At 67.9% G+C, this 17520-nt stretch carries 19 protein-coding genes; 9 read left to right on the top strand and 10 right to left on the bottom strand.

Going from position 1 to position 17520, the window contains the following annotated elements:
* Positions 1-49: 49 nt before the first annotated feature.
* Positions 50-808 carry a class E sortase gene (locus tag AB0N66_RS14575; RefSeq protein ID WP_365433353.1) on the top strand — a complete coding sequence of 253 codons (759 nt, stop codon included), beginning with the start codon at positions 50-52 and terminating at the stop codon, positions 806-808.
* Positions 809-1028: 220 nt separating this feature from the next.
* On the top strand, positions 1029-1436 hold the full coding sequence (locus tag AB0N66_RS14570; RefSeq protein ID WP_365433350.1) for a DUF3662 domain-containing protein: 408 nt from the start codon (positions 1029-1031) through the stop codon (positions 1434-1436).
* A 603-nt stretch (positions 1437-2039) separates the two neighbouring features.
* Here the strand turns inward: AB0N66_RS14570 and AB0N66_RS14565 are convergent.
* The 4 genes from AB0N66_RS14565 to AB0N66_RS14550 all read right to left on the bottom strand — a co-directional run bounded on the left by AB0N66_RS14565 (position 2040) and on the right by AB0N66_RS14550 (position 4440).
* Positions 2040-2297 (bottom strand): DUF4235 domain-containing protein, encoded by a 258-nt coding sequence (locus AB0N66_RS14565; protein ID WP_365433347.1) that lies wholly within the window; start codon positions 2295-2297, stop codon positions 2040-2042.
* The gene (locus tag AB0N66_RS14560) at positions 2294-2782 is read right to left on the bottom strand and encodes a DUF3618 domain-containing protein (protein ID WP_365433344.1); all 489 of its coding nucleotides are present in this window, start codon (positions 2780-2782) and stop codon (positions 2294-2296) included. The genes AB0N66_RS14565 and AB0N66_RS14560 overlap by 4 nt, the downstream gene beginning before the upstream one ends.
* Positions 2779-3198, bottom strand: coding sequence for a phage holin family protein (locus AB0N66_RS14555; protein WP_365433341.1), 420 nt, complete (start codon positions 3196-3198; stop codon positions 2779-2781). The genes AB0N66_RS14560 and AB0N66_RS14555 overlap by 4 nt, the downstream gene beginning before the upstream one ends.
* A 108-nt stretch (positions 3199-3306) precedes the next feature.
* Positions 3307-4440, bottom strand: a complete 1134-nt coding sequence (locus AB0N66_RS14550; RefSeq protein WP_365433338.1) for a YihY/virulence factor BrkB family protein — start codon at positions 4438-4440, stop codon at positions 3307-3309.
* A gap of 187 nt (positions 4441-4627) precedes the next feature.
* Here AB0N66_RS14550 and AB0N66_RS14545 point away from each other — a divergent pair, with 187 nt between their 5' ends.
* Entirely contained in the window at positions 4628-4807 is a 180-nt protein-coding gene (locus AB0N66_RS14545) for a hypothetical protein (protein WP_365433335.1), read from the top strand.
* Positions 4808-5019: 212 nt separating this feature from the next.
* On the opposite strand, the gene AB0N66_RS14540 is transcribed toward AB0N66_RS14545, so the two are convergent.
* Entirely contained in the window at positions 5020-5646 is a 627-nt protein-coding gene (locus AB0N66_RS14540) for a hypothetical protein (protein WP_365433332.1), read from the bottom strand.
* 175 nt (positions 5647-5821) lie between these two features.
* Here AB0N66_RS14540 and AB0N66_RS14535 point away from each other — a divergent pair, with 175 nt between their 5' ends.
* The gene (locus AB0N66_RS14535; protein WP_365433652.1) at positions 5822-6748 is read left to right on the top strand and encodes a DUF5829 family protein; all 927 of its coding nucleotides are present in this window, start codon (positions 5822-5824) and stop codon (positions 6746-6748) included.
* 232 nt (positions 6749-6980) lie between these two features.
* On the opposite strand, the gene AB0N66_RS14530 is transcribed toward AB0N66_RS14535, so the two are convergent.
* The gene (locus AB0N66_RS14530) at positions 6981-7589 is read right to left on the bottom strand and encodes a TetR/AcrR family transcriptional regulator (protein ID WP_365433329.1); all 609 of its coding nucleotides are present in this window, start codon (positions 7587-7589) and stop codon (positions 6981-6983) included.
* Positions 7590-7698: 109 nt separating this feature from the next.
* Between AB0N66_RS14530 and AB0N66_RS14525 the strand changes: the two genes are divergently transcribed.
* From AB0N66_RS14525 to AB0N66_RS14505, 5 genes are all read left to right on the top strand, one after another.
* Entirely contained in the window at positions 7699-8706 is a 1008-nt protein-coding gene (locus AB0N66_RS14525; RefSeq protein WP_365433326.1) for a zinc-binding dehydrogenase, read from the top strand.
* A 22-nt stretch (positions 8707-8728) separates the two neighbouring features.
* Positions 8729-9331, top strand: coding sequence for an NAD(P)-binding domain-containing protein (locus tag AB0N66_RS14520; protein ID WP_365433324.1), 603 nt, complete (start codon positions 8729-8731; stop codon positions 9329-9331).
* A 111-nt stretch (positions 9332-9442) separates the two neighbouring features.
* Positions 9443-10558 carry an alkene reductase gene (locus AB0N66_RS14515; protein WP_365433321.1) on the top strand — a complete coding sequence of 372 codons (1116 nt, stop codon included), beginning with the start codon at positions 9443-9445 and terminating at the stop codon, positions 10556-10558.
* Positions 10559-10652: 94 nt separating this feature from the next.
* Positions 10653-11000 (top strand): VOC family protein, encoded by a 348-nt coding sequence (locus AB0N66_RS14510; protein ID WP_365433318.1) that lies wholly within the window; start codon positions 10653-10655, stop codon positions 10998-11000.
* A 171-nt stretch (positions 11001-11171) separates the two neighbouring features.
* The gene (locus AB0N66_RS14505; RefSeq protein WP_365433315.1) at positions 11172-11708 is read left to right on the top strand and encodes a DUF2269 domain-containing protein; all 537 of its coding nucleotides are present in this window, start codon (positions 11172-11174) and stop codon (positions 11706-11708) included.
* Positions 11709-11713: 5 nt separating this feature from the next.
* On the opposite strand, the gene AB0N66_RS14500 is transcribed toward AB0N66_RS14505, so the two are convergent.
* The 4 genes from AB0N66_RS14500 to AB0N66_RS14485 all read right to left on the bottom strand — a co-directional run bounded on the left by AB0N66_RS14500 (position 11714) and on the right by AB0N66_RS14485 (position 17515).
* Positions 11714-12337, bottom strand: a complete 624-nt coding sequence (locus AB0N66_RS14500; protein WP_365433312.1) for a DUF305 domain-containing protein — start codon at positions 12335-12337, stop codon at positions 11714-11716.
* Between the two features lie 72 nt (positions 12338-12409).
* Positions 12410-13417 carry a DUF1996 domain-containing protein gene (locus tag AB0N66_RS14495; protein WP_365433649.1) on the bottom strand — a complete coding sequence of 336 codons (1008 nt, stop codon included), beginning with the start codon at positions 13415-13417 and terminating at the stop codon, positions 12410-12412.
* A gap of 539 nt (positions 13418-13956) precedes the next feature.
* Positions 13957-15939: a glycosyl hydrolase family 28-related protein gene (locus AB0N66_RS14490; protein ID WP_365433309.1), complete on the bottom strand. Its 1983-nt coding sequence runs from the start codon at positions 15937-15939 to the stop codon at positions 13957-13959.
* A 241-nt stretch (positions 15940-16180) separates the two neighbouring features.
* The gene (locus AB0N66_RS14485; RefSeq protein ID WP_365433306.1) at positions 16181-17515 is read right to left on the bottom strand and encodes a glycoside hydrolase family 18 protein; all 1335 of its coding nucleotides are present in this window, start codon (positions 17513-17515) and stop codon (positions 16181-16183) included.
* Between the last annotated feature and the right edge of the window lie 5 nt (positions 17516-17520).

Raw genomic sequence — 17520 nt, 5'->3', positions numbered from 1 at the left:
TCTCCACGCAGTGTGGCGCGACACGACCCGGCTACCGATCCTGAGTGCCATGGCCCGTTCCCGAGCTCTCCCCGCCACGCTCACCGGCGGCGTCATCTTCGTACTCCTTGGCTGCTCGGCCGGCGGCGCGGCCGAGGAGTCCACGGCAGCCACCAGGACCACGTCGGCGGCCACGCCCGGCGTGCTCCCATCGGACGCCTCCCCGGCCACGACGGCAGCCGAGCCGATCCCCACCATCACGACCTCTGCGGAGCCGGCCCCTCGCGACGCCAATACCCAGGCTCGGACCGCCTGGCTCGCCATACCGGCCCTCGCCCTCGTGGATCTGCGCGTAGTCCCCTACGAGGGGACCACGGACGACTGGCCCGGCACCCGGATCCAGAACCGCGGTGTCGCCGCCAGCCCCTACGGCAGCCGTGGCGGTGTCGGTCCCGGCGAGGTCGGCAACTATCTCGTCACGGCCCACCGGCTGTCCGCCGGAGGCCCCCTTCGGGAGCTCCCGGCCCTCGGCGAGGGCGACTCGGTCATCGTCACGTCGGGCGGCACGGTCTACGAGTACGAGATCACCGACAGCAGAACCACATCCTTCCGCTCCGACCGCTCGCTCGCCGAACAGCGGGCGCCGGTCCCGGGCCACCCGGGTACAAGCCCGACACAAGCCATGATCACCATCTCCACCTGCGCCACGCCCGAGGACAACGCAGCCGGAAACCACTGGCGCGACGACAGAGGAAACCCCGAGCACCGCATCGACAAGATCGGTGTCCTGACTGCGACTTCACCGCAGAAGCCTCCGGGCACGCCCTGACAGGGGTGGACCTGGACGAGGGCGGACCTGGAGGAGGGTGTTCTCCGGCACGTGGTTCTCCGGCACGTGGTTCTCCGGCACGTGGAACGAGACGGTGCCGGCCAGAGCCGTCCCGGATCCCTGGGCGCCGCGGACGCGTCGACCTCCGGAGTCCGGGAACCCGCGGGGGATGAGGCGAAGAGAGCGACGCGAACGAGCAAGCGATCAAGAAGAGGCAAGCGTGAGCACACTCACCGGCGTGGAACGAGCGCTGGAGCGCTTCGGACAGAGGATGTTCGGGCAGATCCGGGACAAGGAACCGGTCGAACTCGTCGATGCCCTGCGTCGTGAGTGCGACTCACACGCCATCGTGTGCAGCGAGAGCCGCGTTGTCGTCCCCAACGCCTACGACGTCGAACTGGCCGAGTTCGCCCACGAGGAACTTGAGCGCAACGGTGACGACCGCATCGACCAGGTACTCACCGACACCCTCGCTCGCCACGGCGAGCACAAGGGCTACGAATGGGCCGGCCCGCTCGCGGTGCATGTCACCAAGTCCCGCCACGTCCCCAACGGCCGGTTCCGCGTGGCGAGCCGAGTGATGCCCAACGTGCGGGCTGACGCGTTCCAGCCGCCTGCTTCAGCGTAGGCGGCGGCCCTGACGGGAGGGCTGCAGGGGCGCAGGGGCCCTGCGCCTCCCAGTTCGATCAGGGAAGCCGACGCCATCCGAAAGCGATCCGAAAAGCGGACCTACTCGCCGCGGTGTCGCCAGTACCAGACGGCGCAGACCACGGCAGCCACGAGAAAGATCACCGGCAGGATCAGGCCGGGAATGCGGGCGACCGTCACGGGGCGGCCCCGACGGGAGACGAGACGCGTGAAGACGTGGTCTCGGCCATGGTGGTCTTTCTCTTCGCGATGCAGGAACGGGTCGGCCGGTCGCGCAGGACCGGCGGGATGTTGTAGCGGATGACGTGCGGGCACGCTCGACCTGAGCGGGCGGACCGCCGCGCGGTATGAAGCCGATAGTGGCCTCATACTCAGGTTTCTGGCCAGCCCCTGCGCAATCGGAGGTCTGTGCTGGTCGCGCGGCTCAAGCCGTCGGCCGCGTGACGTCCCTGGAGCACGTGACGCTGTCGTCTCCCCAGCACCCCGGCCCGTGTTGGCTGCATGGCCGACAGGGGCCGAAGGTGGGGGACGCGGCGATGCTGGCGGGTGAGCCCGGTGAGCCCGGTGAGCCCGGTGAGCCGGGTCAAGTTCCGGTCAGGCGGCGGGTCGTGGCCGCGCCCGAGCGGTCGACGGCGGCCCTGACGACCGCGAAGGTGGCGCCCTGGAGGGCTGCGGCGAGCAGAACCTGCCGCCAGGGGCGGTCCTCGTCCGTGGGGTCGTCTGCGTTCTCGTCGTGGCCGAGCAGCTTCCAGGTCTGTTGGAACGCGGCGCCGGCCAGCATGCTGCCGACCGCGCCGAGCACCAGGCCGACCGGCTTGTAGACGATCTTGGAGGCTTTCACCGATGTCCCTTGCGCGCGCGGCGAGCCTTGCGGGAACGGCGTGCGAGCAGCAGGACGACGGCGGTGCCCGTGGCGGCGAGCAGCGCAGTGCGGTTGTTCCGCGCCACCTTCGCTGTCTGGTCGGCCTTCTCGCGAACCGGCTGCGGCGTCTTGTCATGCGCGAGGTGCCCGACCTCGGTGACCTTCTCCCGGATCTGTACGGCCGCCCGGCCGGCCTTGTCGCGTACGGGCTCGGGGGTGTTGTCCTTCACCAACTGCGCGGCGTGGGCGGCCTTGGCACGTACCTGAGCCGAGACCTGAGCGGCTTTCTGGCCCGCCTGCTCCTTGGCCTCGGCCGCGGTCTCCATGGCGCGGCCCTTGACGTCGGTCTTGGCGGCCAGGGCTTCGACGGTCTGCCCCAACTCCTCGCGGGTGTGCTCGACTTGCTCGCGCAGCTCTTCGGGCGTGGGAACCTGGCCGTTGTCCTCGGGCTTTTGCTGGGTCATCGGTGAGCCTTCTCCCTGATCTCGGCCGCGTCTGCCTTGACGCTGCCTATGGTCTGCTCGGGCACGGGCGGGGCCGCCTTGCCGATCTGCCGCTTGGCGGCCAGGGCGAGAACCACGGCGATCACGGCCAGGGCACCGGTGACGATCAGAGCCGAGACCCACACAGGCAGCGTCAGCGCCAGGGCGGCGATCACGGTGGCGGCCAAGGCCTGCAGGGCCAGAGCGCCGACCAGCCCGGCGCCGCCGAACAGTCCGCTGCCGACACCGAATCGCTTGGCCTTCTGCGCCATCTCCGCCTGCGCCAGCCGCATTTCTTCGCGCACCAGCTGCGACAACTGCTGCGAGGCGCGCTGGACCAGCTCGCCCACCGGCTGCTCGGCATCGCTCCGGTGGCTTGGGGGGTCGACCGTGGCCATGGCAGTTCACCCTGTCTCTTCGCCGTCGTTGTCGTCGTGTTGGTGCCGGGTACCCGGTGAAACGATCCGAACCCTCGCCGGCCGTGTGCCCGGGCGGGGAGGAGGGGGTCACCGCTGCTCCCGGAGACGTCGCTTGTCCCGCTTGTTCCACTTCCGTGTGTCACGCGCCTCGACGTAGGGCTCGGCCTCAGCCGGGTGGCCGCCGACGATGGCGCGCTCGCGGGCCAACTCGGCGTCGAATTCCAGGCCCAGGAGGATCGCCAGATTGCTGATCCACAGCCAGAGCAGGAAGACGATGACACCGGCGAAGGCGCCGTAGGTCTTGTTGTACGAGGCGAACGCGGCCACGTAGAACGCGAACCCGGCGGAGGCGATCATCCAGATCAGCAGTGCGAGGAAGCTGCCCGGAGTGATCCAGCGGAAGCCGCGGAACCGCGCGTTCGGCGTTGCCCAGTAGAGGATCGCGATCATGATGGTGGCCAATACCACCAGCACCGGCCACTTGGCGATGGACCAGGTGGCCAGAGCGGCGTCGCCGATCCCGAACGCGGCGCCGGCCTGCTGGGCCAGGCCGCCGGTGAAGACGACGATCAGCGCGCTGGCGACCGCCAGGACCATCAGCGCAACGGTGAGACCCAGGCGGACCGGTAGTACCTTCCAGACCGGTCGTCCCTCGGGAATGTCGTAGATGATGTTCGAGGTGCGGATGAATGCGGCCACATAGCCGGACGCCGACCACAGCGCCAGCGCCAGACCCGCGATCGCCATCACCGAGCCGGTGTCCGTGTTGCCCTGCAGTTGCTGTACCGCGCTCGTGATCACATCACGGCCCGAGCCGGGAGTCAGCTGGGTGAGGTTGTCGAGAATGCTGTTCGTCACCGACTTGCCGGCCAGTCCCAGCAGCGAGACCAGTACCAGCAGTGCGGGAAACAGCGACAGCACTCCGTAGTAGGTCAGCGATGCGGCGCGGTCGGTCAGCTCGTCCTCCTGGAACTCGCGGAACGTCCGCCGCAGCACCGCCCACCACGACCTCTTCGGCATCTCCGACGGAGTGTCCGGAGCATCCCGCTCCACGTCGGCGTCCGGACCGAACCCCTCGTTGGGCTCACGGTCGCCCGACGCGGTCCGCCCGGGACCGTCGCTTCCCTCACGCGCCGCAGGTTGCTCGCGTGTGTGGTTCGGGGGCTCGCCATCGTGCCGATCCGGGGTCTTCCGGTGTCTGAAACTGAGAAGGCGTGTCATGCACAACGGGTGACCCCGTACCTGCGTCCCACACCGCGTCAGCTTCGTTTGCGTGTACTCCGCGTCTCTCGGGTGTTCCGGGTGTGCCGGAGTGCGTTGTTCGATTTCGGTGTCGAAGGTCTGGCGGCGGGATTCGGGGGAACACGTAGCGCACCACGACGGAATGACGAATCAGGGGAGCTGTTCCATGCTTGGTATAGCCGCGGCGGTGCTGTTTTTCATCGCCTTCTTGATCAATGCTGCCGAGATCGACACGAACGACACGTTCTCGTCGGGGAATGTCATGCTTCTCGGCCTCACCCTGCTGGCGCTGCATGTGGCGGGGATCGGCAGTGGCTGGGCAAGCCGGGCCCGCAGCAGACGCTGACGGACCCGGGTCCAGGTGGCCTGCGCGCTACCAGGGAGGCGTATGTCTTCACCAGGGCGGCAGGGTTTCTGACGGGTCCGCTCGACCTCGCTCGTGCGGGGTGGAGCTGAGCGCTGGCATGGTTTCCGGGTGCCGGCGCTCAGTCGTCACTGGCGCTCGCGTCCAATACGTCGGCCTTGGCCGGAGGCCGCACATCCACTGGTCTGTCGAAGTCACCGAACAGGGTGGTGCTTTGATAGCCGGTGCCTTTGTAGGTGACCTTGAGGATGTACGGCTTGCCCTCGGTGGCGACATAAAAGGTGTAGGTGCCCTCCTTGTCCGCCTTGTCGGACACCACCAGCGGGAATCACCGGACTACCTTCGATCCGGGTCGTTTCGCCCTTCGTGGCTACGCCGAAGGAGGCGAACTCCCTGGGGCATTCGACGAGTCCGTCCCCCGCCTGCGCCTCGCTGGAGAGGGTCTTGATCCAGCGATCCTGCTCCTCCGCGCCGGCCATCTCCCGGCCCGACCACTCGATGTAGGCGCGATTCGGGCGGACGTAGTCCGTTCCTCCGATGCGGATCTGTTCGAGGGCGGCGCCTGTGGCCCAGGTCGTCCTGGCCGCACACCTGGTGTTGAGATCCGTCGTCGCATGGCTGGAATAGTCATCACCGGCGGTCACTTCGGTGTCCGCGTCGATGGTCACCGACTTGAGTGCGTTCATCGTGTCGTTCGCGTCGTCGAGCATCTGCTCGGCGGTGAGCTGCTCCGACTTGCTGCCGTCCGAGCAGCCGGACACGGCGCCACCCAGCACAAGGCTCGTGAATACAGCCGTTGCAGCAGTCAATATCGTTCGCACAAGGCCCCCGTATCTACGAGGGGTTGAGATTACCGGATCTGATCGCTTCTGATCAGTCAAGGATCTTGGGCTCTCCTGAAGACCGGCGGTTTCGAGTCGTCGTCCACGAATCAACAGCCATAGTGATCCTCTCCGTTCTACGATCACCCGCATGCTGCTCAGCCGGATGTTGCGAATGATCATGGTCATCGCTGTGGCGCTGGCTGCCACCCTCGCAGGGGCGCTGGAAGGCGGCGCGAGTACGGCGCGGGCCGAGGGGAGCGGGCATTCGCCCGATCGGCAGCTGCTGTTCTACAACCATGCCTACGGTGTGCTCGACCGGGAGACCGCCGATGCCATCGAACACTCCGACTACCTGCGGGAGTTCGCCAACTTCCAGGTCCGCACCACGACCGGTGCCGGCGGGCAGACCTGGACCGGTCGCTACCTGATGGGCCGCGAGACGTACCTCGAACTCTTCGGGGTCGGCGATCTGCCCGGCCAGGACGGCGCCTTCGGCTCCACCGGGATGGGCATCTCGACCGAGCGTGCCGGCGACCTCGCGGCGGTGACGGAGCGGTTGCCGGATCAGGGGATCGCCGACCCGATCGAGTTCCTTCAGACGCGCGACTTCGGTGACGGTGTCCCGGTGCCGTGGTTCGACGCCATCCTCACGACCGACCAGTACGACGCCTTCGGGGCCTGGGCAATGGAGTACCGGCCGGAGTACTTCGCCGACCCGCGCGGCAACACCGAGCCGGCCAACTATCCCGGCGACGTCGGCCGAGAGCGTTACCTGTCCGACGACTACAGCGATCACCTGATGCGTGACGTGACCTCCATCCGCCTCGCGGTCACCGAAGGCGACCTTGCCGACACTGTTCCGCTGTTGCGGGCCGGCGGGTTCGTCGTCCGGTCCGTGACGGGCGGTGGCATCGTCGCGCAGGGCGGCGGGACCACGATCCGCCTCGACGCCGTTCCGCGCGACCAGGTCGGCCTGCGGCAGATCGGGCTGTCGCTCAACCGGTCCGTGGGGTACCGGCACCAGGAACAGATCGGCCGGTCGACGCTCAGCGTCGGCCCGGGCACCCGCGCCGTCTGGACTTTCGACGACACGGAGTGAGCTCGACGGTTCGGAACTAATACGGAGTGAGCTCGACGGTTCGGAGCTGACACGGAGTGAGCTCGACGGTTCGGAGCTGACACGGAGTGAGCTTGACGGTCGGAGCTACTCGGCGGTTCGGAGCCAGAGGATCGCTGCACGGCGAGGTCCGGGTGAGGTCCTGGCCGGCAGTGCGGGTTCGGCGGATGAACGCAGGCCTGTGTCCCTCCCGGCCGGACAGGTGTGAGCGGCTTCAGTCGAGGGCGTGGTCGCGGCCGGTCTGCAGGATTTCGTCGGAGAGGCCGGGCTGGACCTGGTGTACGGCGCGGGCAAGCGTGATCGCGCCGACCAGTTCACTGAGCAGCCGGATGGCGCGGTGCCGGGCCTCGCTCGGATCGGGCTTCTCCCCGTTCGCCTCGGCTTCGCGCATGATCTCGGCGCTGAAGCCGGTGAGGTAGCCCTCGACGCCGTCGGCGTACGCGCTCTGTACGGCTTCGCTCTGCCGTCCGGCGTCCGTGACCAGGGAGGCGGAGGGACAGCCGCCGTCCTCGGCGTCGCGGTGGACGGCGGACAGATACCCGGCGACGACCCGTTCGAGCGGCGAACCGGCCTGGCCGGGGCCCTCCTCGATCGTCCGGGCCAGCCCTCCCAGCGAAGTGTCGAAGGAGGCGTTGCACACCTCCACCGCCAGGTCGTTCTTGGACGCGAAATGGTTGTAGAAGCCGCCGTGGGTGAGCCCCGCTTCCTTCATCAGTTCGGCGATCCCGACCGCGTCGATGCCCTGCGCGCGGAACATACGGCTCGCCGCTTCGACGATGTTCTGCCGGTTGCGGGCCTTGTCTTCCTTGGTGATCCGCGGCATGGCCGTCCTTTCGTCTCGCCCTCGACTTGACCTTTTCGATGATGCTCCTCATCATAGTTGGTAGTTCTAATGACGCCCATCATTAATACTCGCTGTGGGAGAGATTTCCATGCGCACGATCGTCTACGACCAGCAGGGAGACGCCGCACAGGTGCTGAGCCTGCGCGAGGAGTCACCCCCGCCCACTCCGGCCGCCGGGCAGGTGGTGGTGAGGGTGCTGTCCCGGCCGATCCACCCCGGAGATCTCCTGCAAGTGGAGGGGGCAGCGGGCGTGCCGCCGCGGCGGTACGCCGTGCCGCGGAGCCCCGGTGTGGAGGGGACGGGCGTCATCGAGGCCGTAGGCGAGGGCGTGGAGGGTCTGCGGGCCGGTCAGCGGGTGGCGTTCTTCCCGGTGCCGGGCGCCTGGAGTGAACTCGTCACGGTGCCGGCCGAGCTGGCGGTGCCGGTGCCCGAGGGAGTCAGCGCTGAAACCGCGGCGTTGATGCTGGTCAACCCACTCACGCTGCTCACCTTGCTGCGGGCCGTCGAGGATGCCCAGCATGGCAAGGAGGGGCCGGTGGTACAGACGGCCGCCGGGTCGGCGATCGGCAAACTGGTCGGCGCGGCCGCGCTGAGGCATGGCTTCCCGCTGGTCAACCTGGTGCGCAGCGCCGCGGGCGCGCAGGCGTTGCGGAAGCGATTCCCGGGGCTGCCGACCATCTCGACGGCCGACCCGGACTGGCGTACGCAGGCTCAGAGCGCCATCGGCGGCCGAGGTGCCCAAGTCGTGCTGGACGCGGTGGGCGGATCGCTGACCGGTGACCTGGTCGCGCTACTGGCCGAGGGCGGCACGCTGATCACGTACGGCGGCCTCGGCTCCGGCAGCACGCCGGTTGAGTCGCTGGGGCTGACCTCGCGGGAACTGACCGTGCGGGGCGTGTCGGTGGGCCGGTGGCTGACCCGCACGCCCGAGGAACGGGCCGAGGACGTCGCCTTCGCCACCCGCCTGGCCGAGACCGCCCCGGAACTGCTGGAGGTCGCCGCCTGCTACGACCTCGCCGACTTCGCCGAGGCCATCTCCCACGTCCGCCGCCCTGGCAGGAGCGGAACCGTCCTGCTCACCAGCCCCGCACCGTGACTTTGAGGAAGGACAACTCGTGATGAAGATCGGAACAATCGGCGCCGGAACCGTCGCCCAGGCCATCGCCCGGCATGCCGTCAGCCACGGCCATCAGATCGTGCTGAGCAACAGCCACGGCCCCGCCTCGCTGGCCGGCCTCGCGGAAGACCTCGGCCCGCTCGCCAGCGCGGGCACCTCCGCAGAGGCCGCCGCCGCGGAAGTCGTCGTGCTCGCCGTCGGCTGGCCCCAGGTGCCGGACGCGGTGGCCGTCCTGCCGCCGTTCGACGGGCGCATCGTCATCGACGCCACCAACCAGTTCGTCTCCCCGCCCCCGCAGTTCGAGATCGCCGATCTGGGCGAACTGACGGGCAGCGAGTACGTCGCCTCGCTGCTGCCCGGCGCTCGCGTGGTGAAGGCGTTCAACACCCTCTACGGCCAGTACATCGCTGCCGATCCGCACCACGAGGCGGGACGGCAGGTGTTGTTCCTCGCCGGTGACGACGCCGATGCCAAGGCGACGGTCAGGGACCTCACCGCGGGTTTCGGCTTCGCTCCCGTGGATCTCGGCGGGCTGCGTGAGGGCGGACGCCTGATGCAACTGGGCGGCCCGCTCTCCGGGCTCCATGTCCTCAAACAGGACTGAGTCAGGCCCTGAACACCGTCACTTTCAGTGCCCTGCTCACCGTCACTTCAGCGTCCTGCCAACCGCGACTTTCAGCCGGATGGCTCCGGCCCTCGAACAAGGAAGACCCCAATGACCAGCCAGACCGGAACCTCCTCCGTCCAGCCTCTGCTGCAGCCTGTCCGACTGGGCGCGCTGGAACTGCCCAACCGTGTCGTCATGGCCCCGATGACCCGCGCCCGCGCCCACAACGTGGATCTGGCCCCCACTGAACTGCAGGCGACCTACTACGCCCAGCGTGCCGGCGCCGGTCTGATCATTTCTGAGGGCACCTGGGTCAACGATGAAGCGATCGGCTACATCAACGTGCCGGGCATCTACAGCGAGGCGCAGACCATCGGCTGGACGAAGGTCACCGAAGCCGTCCACGAGGCGGGCGGGCAGATCGTCTCGCAGCTCGGTCACGTCGGCGCGGTCTCCCACCCCGACCACCTCGGCGGCCGTCTGCCGGCGGGGCCGTCGGCCGTCAACCCCGGCGAGAAATCCTTCACCCCGGACGGGCCGAAGGACACGGTCACCCCGCGTGCGTTCACCGCCGCCGAGATCGCCGACACCCTCGCCGGTTACCGGCAGGCCGCCGTCAACGCACGCCGCGCCGGGTTCGACGGAGTGGAGATCCACGCCCAGGGCTCACATCTGATCCCCCAGTTCCTCAACCCGCACCTCAACCGGCGCACCGACGCCTACGGAGGCAGCACCGAGAAGCGTGCCCGGTTCCTCCTCGACGTCCTCGACGCCGTGAGTGACGTGTGGGGCAGCGACCGCATCGGCGTGAAGTTGTCCCCGTACTGGGCAGGCGGAACCTTCACTGCGGACGAGCAGACACTTGCCGATTACGACCAGGTGATCAAGAAGCTCGGCGACAGCGACCTGGCTTACCTCCATCTGCTGGGCCGCCCCGACGCGCTGACCGGCACCACCGAGGAGCGCATCGCCCCCTTCGCCCGGTACCGCGCCCAGTACCAGGGCAGCCTCGTCGCCAACCTCGGCTTCACCCAGGACACCGGGAACGAGATCATCGCGCGCGGGGTGGCGGACGCGGTCTCGTTCGGCGCCCCCTTCATCGGCAACCCCGACCTGGTCGAGCGGTTCGCCCAGGGCCACCCGCTGGCCGAGAGCGACCGTGCCACCTACTACGCCGGTCGCACCGAGGGCTACACCGACTACCCCACCATCGCCCAGGGGTGAAAACGCAGTAACCCATGTAAAAACCGAGAGCTCACCCAGACAAAACCGAGAACTCATCCATGCAAAACCGAGAACCCACCCAAGGAAAACCAGCATGAGCAGCAATATCCGAGCGATGATCGCAAACGTCGAGGTCGAGAACCTTGATGCCGCCATTCCCTTCTACCGCGAACTCGCAGGAGATGTCGAAGTCCGGCGATTCCCCTACCAGGAACTGGAATTGGCATTGGTAGGGCCATTTCTGCTGTACTCAGGCCCGCTGGACAACTACGTGTCGCAGACGGCGACCGTGCTCGTCGACTCCCTCGACTCCGTGCTCGACGCCTTGGGTAAAGCCGGTGCCGAACTCCTGGAAGAGCCGAACGAAGTTCCCAACGGCACCCGGATCGTGGCTCGCCACCCGGACGGCTCCGTCTTCGAGTACATGCAGCCGCGTAGTTGAGATCCCGGCTGTGGGTCGGCCTGAACGAACAGGGACGGCCCCGCTCTTTTAGCGACGGCCGAAAGCGGTCGACGATTCGCTCACAGCCCCGCCCTGTACGCCGAGGCTAGTACGCGGGGTTACTCCCGCTGTCAGACGTCCTCTCGGCCGCTGCCCGGCACCGTGGGTCAGGTGAAACTCAACCGCCCCGCACGCCGGGCCAACCTGGTCGTCCATGTAGCCGCCTCCGCAAGCTGGCTCGGGCTCACGCTCGGGCTGCTCGCCCTTGGGGTCACCGCGGCCACCACCGGCTCCGCGGTGACCGTGGAGGCCTCCGTCCGGGCCATGAAGCTCTTCGCCGACTGGCTCCTGCTCCCCGTCGCGTTCCTCACGCTCCTCAGCGGACTGGTGCTGTCCCTGGGCACCCCGTGGGGGCTGGCGAGGCATCGATGGGTCTTCACGAAGTTCTGGCTGACCCTGGCCACCATCACCGCCACGGTCTTCGCACTGCGCCCGGCCGTGAACCATGCGGTGGCCGCTGTCGCCGCGGGCGGACCGCTGCCCGACACCGGCGACGTCCTGTTCGGGCCCATCGTCTCCTTGTCCGCCTACGTCTTCATGACAGTGATCTCGGTCCTCAAGCCCTGGGGACTGACGCGACGCGGCCGCAACCTGCGCGCGGCCGCCCGCACTCCGGTGGACGCCGGGCGAACCCGCCAGACCGCGTGAACCATTCAGATCGGCATACGCTGCCGGTGCGCCGCGGCGGAGTCCTTCACGGTGGCCGCGAGTTTCTTCACCTTCGGGTCGGACCCGTTCTTCCGCAGCTCGATCGACAACTGCTCCGCGTGGGCGAGGTGTTCGCGCACCGCGGATCGCAGCAGCCGGTCGAACTGCGGACCTGTCGCGTCATTGAAAGCCCCCAGCTCCTCGGCGTTGACCATCCCCGGCATGTCATGGCCCTCGTGCGGGTTGTCGTCCGGTACGCCGGTTGCGGCGAGGAGCTCGCGCAGGGCTGTCAGCTGGCTGCGGTTGTCACGGGCCAAGCCGGCGGCCCAGGTCTTGAGCGCGGGTTCATCGCCATGACGCGGCACGAGTTCAAGAACGGACCGGGTCTGGTCGTCCATGGCGATCAGCAACTGGAGCCAGGCGATGTCCGTCGTACTGAACGTGCCGGTGGCTCCGGCTGCCGCTCCGGAAGTGTCCGCTGGGGAGCTGTTGGTGACGGTTGCTCCGGCGGATGTGCCGGCTCCCTGCTGGGAGCCGGCACACCCGGACACGATCAACAGGACGCACAGCAGCGTCACGACGAGCTGTGCCCGGCCCCCACGGCCCCTTGGTGGTTCGGGTTTCGCCATGGACCGTCTCCTGTCTCGGGGGCCGTGGTGCGTGCGATGTCCCGCGTGTGCGGGGCAGGTTGGTTGCGCCGCTCAGGAGGGATTGCCGTCAGCGCCGCACTTGACGATGGCTTGGATGCAGTTCGTGGTCCTGCGTGCCATCTCCGCAGCGGGCCAGGCATTGAAGAAGTCGGCATGCATGGTGTAGCCGGCACCGGAGGCCAGACGTAGCCCCTGCGTGGCGCCGGTGACGGGGTAGCGCAGTACCTGACGCAGCTTCGGCACAGGCACGGGGTGGCTCGCGGGGCACGCGCCGCCCACCGGGTAGGCCATGTGGCTCTTGTGGTCGGCGGAGTCCAGGTCCCTGCCGTTCCAGCACTGCGGGAAGTCGAGGTAGGACTCCAGGTAGGAGTCGGCCGGGCAGGTCACAAAGTCCTTGGAGGGATTGACCTCGCCGTGCCACAGACACGACCAGCGGGCGACGGACGAGGGGTCGGTCGCACTCGTCGCCTTCGCGTTGCCGGCGACGATCCGCAGACCCTGGGGGAGAGGCTGGGTGCGCTGGATGATGTCGTCGCGCACGCCCTCACCGAGGTAGTAGAACGTGGTGCCGGTGGGTTCGACCGGCTGGTCGTTGCGGTACAGGGTCGGCACCCAGTAGGCCGAGGTGTCCACGGTCGGGTTGCAGGTGCTGGCCGAACCCAGCAGATTCGTCACCGTGGTGTTGGCGTTGGTCACTCGGCTGCCGAAAAAGCTGTGCATGTGGGAGGCGCCGGGCAGCCCGGGGGCGACGATCGGATCGTCGGGGAGACGGTGGCTGTAGGGACACTCGGCCAGGAACTCCGCCACACGGACGACTTCGGCCCCTGTGGTGGTCGTGCGGTCCGCGCCGACCTGCGTCGCAGCCGCGTACAGCCCGGTGACCACCAGAACGAACGCGGCCAACACGGCCGTCCAGGCAGGACGTTTGCGCACTCGGGCTGCGGTGGGGGGTGGGGAATCTGCTAACACGGCACTCCTCCTTGAAGAGTGGTGGGGTGAGCGGAACCGGTACCGGAACCGGTTCCGGCGCTCTGCCTCGGGAGTGAAGCCACATGACATGGCGTTGTCAATGGTTCTCGTCGGCATTAGTACGCCTGCGAGCCGTATTGACTTCAAGACTTCAAGACGACCGCTGGGGGAGCGTCTTCACTCTCGGGCGAAGGGCGGCCCGCGCTCGCGTCCCCGGGAGGTGGTTGGGCGCAGGCTGCCCAGGGACTGTGTGTCCCACGCACGCGGTAGGCGCCGCCTCGGCATCACGAGTGGCGGTGCTCGTACGAATGGACGGGCGCGCCGTGGTCAGTCGCGACCCGCGTTCCAGTTCAGGAGGTTGAGGCATCTTGACGCGATGTTGAGGCGGGCATGCCGTGCTCAGGCAGGAGCCGGAGGGCCTCGCCGCGTGTCCGGCGGGAGCGCCGTACGGTCGTCCTGTCCTGGGAGTTGGGCAGCATCGCGCCGAGTCGGCGACCGCGGCCGACGACCCGGGCGGTCAGGGCAGACGCGCCGGGGCAGACGCGTCAGGGACGGCGGTGAGCAGGAACTGCTGGGCCCGATCGACATCGAGCTTCGCGGACCGCTGCCACACCGCCGTCCCCGACGGACTAGTTGTTGCGAACCGGCAGCACGTTGTCGGCGTTGATCCGGGCCGCGTCCGAGCGCACGGTCACCGACGAGGCGTCCATCGACTCCGTATCGGCTCGGGCGTTGAGTCCGCCGGCGTACCGGTTGCCCTCGATGAGCACGTCGTCCGAGCCTCGGAAGACATACAGCCGGGAGGAGTACGGCGTTGTCGCGCCCGCGGCTCGCCGAATCACGTTGTCCGTGAAGGACAGCCCGCCGACACTCTTGGCGTCGACCACGGTGACGTCGCCGACCTCGAACGTGTTCCGCTCGATCCGGATGCCGTGGTGCACCGGATCCGCGGCGTTCAGTACCTGGTTGGTCGGCTCGACGAAGATGACGGGACCGGTCGAACTCACAAAGGTGTTCCGGCGGATGAGGACATCGGTGACCGCCCCGGACTCGTACCACTGGTAGGCGTCTGCGGAGATGTAGATCGCCGCCATCGTCGTCCGCTCGAAGCGGTTGTTCTCGATCACGACGGGCTTGGGCGTGGTCACGAGGATCCCGCGCGTCGGCACGTTGCGGAAGACGTTGCCGGCGATCCGTACGCTCGGCGTGTACGTCAGGTTCTCCACGTCCGTGCCGCCGATCTTGACGCCTGCGGGCACCGGCCGGTCCAGAGTGATCGTCATGTCGGTCAGTGAGGTGTCGTGGTCCTGCCCGCTCGGCCCGTCGACGGCGGTCACCTTTGCCGCACCGCCGGGAACCGGGCGCATCGTCGCGCTGTCGACCAGCTGGACCTTGTCACCGACGTAGAACTGAGGGAATCCCGCGGTCTGCGGATGCTTGTAACTCACCGTCAGGCTGTTCGCCGAGGGCTGCGCGGCGACCTGCAGATAGGTGCCGTGGATGTTGATCGGGTCGTCGTGCGGGCCGTCGAAGACGCAGTTGGTGATCGACACCTTGCCCTTGACGCCGGACATCTGGATGAAGTCGGCGAACCCGGCGGTGGCGCGCCCGGAGTCCGGATCCGGTGAGAAGTCGACCCGGTCGATGGTGATGTTCTCGCTGAACTGCCCGACCAGACCGAAGGTCTGCAACTCCCGGGCGACCAGATTGCGGACCGTGACGTCGGAGGACTCCCAGATGAAGGCTCCGGGCTGCTCCCGCTCGATCTGCCGCATCTGGTACACCAGCCCCTGGTCCGAGGGGATCGCGGAGGTCGTGTAGTCGATCCGGATGCGCTGCCCGCCCAGGTCGGTCATCGACGCGACATCGCTGAACAGCGGGTTGTCACCCCGCCAGGACCGCTGCGCGGCCGGGTCCTGGATCTGGGTGTACTCCAGCCCGTTCACGCCGGACCAGTAGGGCTGTCCGGTCACCGGGCTGGTCTCGCCGAGCCAGGTCACCTTGTTGTCCGACACGGTGTAGGGACTGTCGGCCGGCACGCTCAGGATCCGGTAGGCGCGCCCGTTCTCCACTCCGGCCGTGCGGACCGTGGCGTCGACGACTTTCGGCGCGACATAGTCGAAGGTGAAGCCGGTGAAGGTCACGTTGTGCGAGCGGATACTGGCGAACGCCGTCTGGAGTCCGTGGAACAGCAGGGTCGACCCGCGGCCGTCCACCACCACATCGCGCATGTCCTCGATGAGCAGCCCGATCGACTTGTCCCGATAGCGCTGATCGGCGCCGACCGTGTTCGACACGTACAGCTCGCGCACTTCGGCGCTCTCCGGGTACAGCTGGTAGGTACCGCGCGGGAACACGATCCTGACCGGCCCCTTCACGGTCTTGGCATGCCGGAGCGCGGCCTTCACCGCGGGTGCCGAGTCGGTGCGTCCGCGGGGATCGGCACCGAAGTCCGTGACGTCCACCACGGTTGATCTGGCCGTGCTCGCCGGTGCTCCGGTGGCGGCCGGCGCGCCGATCAGGCCGAGGCAGGCGGAGAGAACGGCGAGAACCAGCAGTCCGACGAAGGGGCGGGATCTGCTGGGAGTACTGCGTCGCTGCGAGGTGCTCAAGGTTGCGGCTCCTTGTCCTGGCATGGCCACGCTGGGGGGCGTGTGGCCGTCATCCTGCACCAGGAACCCACGAAACAGAACAGCATCTACCAGTTTCAAAAGTTGTACGGACTCTCGGAGCGCTCACGCCCCCGACACTCAACAGATCCGAACTCGAACAACGCGAGGGTGAGGCGGTGGTTTGGCCACCGCCTCACGCTCGGAACCCGGAGATGAGTGCGTAGTGCGGGAAGAACGCGGCTCAGCGCTGGTTGAGCCCCTTGTCAATGGCGTGGATCAGCTCACCGTCGGGGGTGTCTCCGTCGAGCGACCAGATCATCGCCCCGCCCAGTCGATGCCGGCGGATGTAGTCGGTCTTGGCCGTGAGGACCTGCGGATCGTCGTACGTCCACAGGGTCGTGCCGTCGAAGAGCCAGGCGTGGCCGTTTCTGCGATCACGGTAGACGGTGTACGTGCCCGAGTCCGCAAGCTTCTTGAGCGCCTTGTAGTCCTCGTACCCTGCCTGCCAGGTCGCCGGCGCGGGGGCTGTCGCGGGCTGGTTCAGGCCGTCGCCGCCCCCGGTCACGCCGGTCCAGCCCTGCCCGTAGAAGGGCGTGCCCACGACCAACTTGCGTGCGGGTGCTCCGCGTTCGAGCCAGGCGTCAACGGTCTGGTCGACGCTGAAGTCGTTCTTCGCGTACAACGCGGACTGCTGGTTCGTGGTCGCCTCACCGGAGACATGGAAGTCGTAGCCCTGAAGGTTGACGAAATCCAGATCCCGAATGATGCGGGGTACGTCGAAGCCCGCGTCGATCTTCTCGGGAGCGGTCGGAACGAACGCCGTCAGCTCGTAGTGCTTGCCCTTTTTCTGGGTGGTCGCGTACGCGTCGAGCTGCCGCCGGAACTCGTGCACGAGCGCGGTGAAGTTCCGCTTGTCCTCGGGGCGATAGACGGTGTCGGTGTCCCCTGCGGACCCCGGCCACTCCCAGTCGATGTCCACACCGTCGAAGAGCCCGGCCGCGGCGCCCTGGCCGCCACGTGCTCCGTCGACGGGAAGGTTGCCCTTGATGTACAGGTCGAGGCACGAGGCCACGAACGCCTTGCGGGAGGCGGCGGTGCGGGCCGCGTCGGAGAAGTGGGTGGACCAGCTCCAGCCGCCGAGGGAGATCAGCACCTTCAGGCCCGGGTTCTCAGCCTTCAGTTCCCGCAGCTGGTTGAAGTTGCCTGCCAACGCTTGCGTGTCGTTGTCGGCGACGCCGTCCACGGAGTTCTCCGCGTCCAGCGGGCGCACGTAGTCCGCCCAGGCGTCGGCCTCTCCCGGGATGTTCCCCGTGAAGCACTTGCCATCCGAACTGACGTTGCCGAAGGCGTAGTTGATGTGGGTGAGGCTGGATGCCGCTCCGCTCGTCTCCAGGTCGGCAACCTGGAAGTCGCGGCCGTAGACACCCCATTGGGTGAAGTAGCCGACGTTCTTGTAGGCGGGGGACTTTGCGGTGTGAGGGCCATCGGCGGACGCGGGGGCCGTGGCGATGAGAGTGACGGGAAGGGACAGGGCGCAGGCGGCGAGCGCCAGCCTGCTGAGAAGTCTTCGACGCATGCCCG

Source organism: Streptomyces sp. NPDC093544 (assembly GCF_040683495.1).
GTDB lineage: Bacteria > Actinomycetota > Actinomycetes > Streptomycetales > Streptomycetaceae > Streptomyces.
This window is presented reverse-complemented; position numbering and strand designations above follow the sequence as displayed.

Excerpts from the sequence above, each read along its gene's own strand:
- AB0N66_RS14575 (WP_365433353.1), top strand. The coding sequence starts at position 50 with ATGGCCCGTTCCCGAGCTCTCCCCGCCACGCTCACCGGCGGCGTCATC.
- AB0N66_RS14560 (WP_365433344.1), bottom strand. The coding sequence starts at position 2,782 with ATGACCCAGCAAAAGCCCGAGGACAACGGCCAGGTTCCCACGCCCGAA.
- AB0N66_RS14555 (WP_365433341.1), bottom strand. The coding sequence starts at position 3,198 with ATGGCCACGGTCGACCCCCCAAGCCACCGGAGCGATGCCGAGCAGCCG.
- AB0N66_RS14550 (WP_365433338.1), bottom strand. The coding sequence starts at position 4,440 with ATGACACGCCTTCTCAGTTTCAGACACCGGAAGACCCCGGATCGGCAC.
- AB0N66_RS14545 (WP_365433335.1), top strand. The coding sequence starts at position 4,628 with ATGCTTGGTATAGCCGCGGCGGTGCTGTTTTTCATCGCCTTCTTGATC.
- AB0N66_RS14535 (WP_365433652.1), top strand. The coding sequence starts at position 5,822 with ATGATCATGGTCATCGCTGTGGCGCTGGCTGCCACCCTCGCAGGGGCG.
- AB0N66_RS14530 (WP_365433329.1), bottom strand. The coding sequence starts at position 7,589 with ATGCCGCGGATCACCAAGGAAGACAAGGCCCGCAACCGGCAGAACATC.
- AB0N66_RS14525 (WP_365433326.1), top strand. The coding sequence starts at position 7,699 with ATGCGCACGATCGTCTACGACCAGCAGGGAGACGCCGCACAGGTGCTG.
- AB0N66_RS14520 (WP_365433324.1), top strand. The coding sequence starts at position 8,729 with ATGAAGATCGGAACAATCGGCGCCGGAACCGTCGCCCAGGCCATCGCC.
- AB0N66_RS14515 (WP_365433321.1), top strand. The coding sequence starts at position 9,443 with ATGACCAGCCAGACCGGAACCTCCTCCGTCCAGCCTCTGCTGCAGCCT.
- AB0N66_RS14510 (WP_365433318.1), top strand. The coding sequence starts at position 10,653 with ATGAGCAGCAATATCCGAGCGATGATCGCAAACGTCGAGGTCGAGAAC.
- AB0N66_RS14500 (WP_365433312.1), bottom strand. The coding sequence starts at position 12,337 with ATGGCGAAACCCGAACCACCAAGGGGCCGTGGGGGCCGGGCACAGCTC.
- AB0N66_RS14495 (WP_365433649.1), bottom strand. The coding sequence starts at position 13,417 with ATGTCATGTGGCTTCACTCCCGAGGCAGAGCGCCGGAACCGGTTCCGG.
- AB0N66_RS14485 (WP_365433306.1), bottom strand. The coding sequence starts at position 17,515 with ATGCGTCGAAGACTTCTCAGCAGGCTGGCGCTCGCCGCCTGCGCCCTG.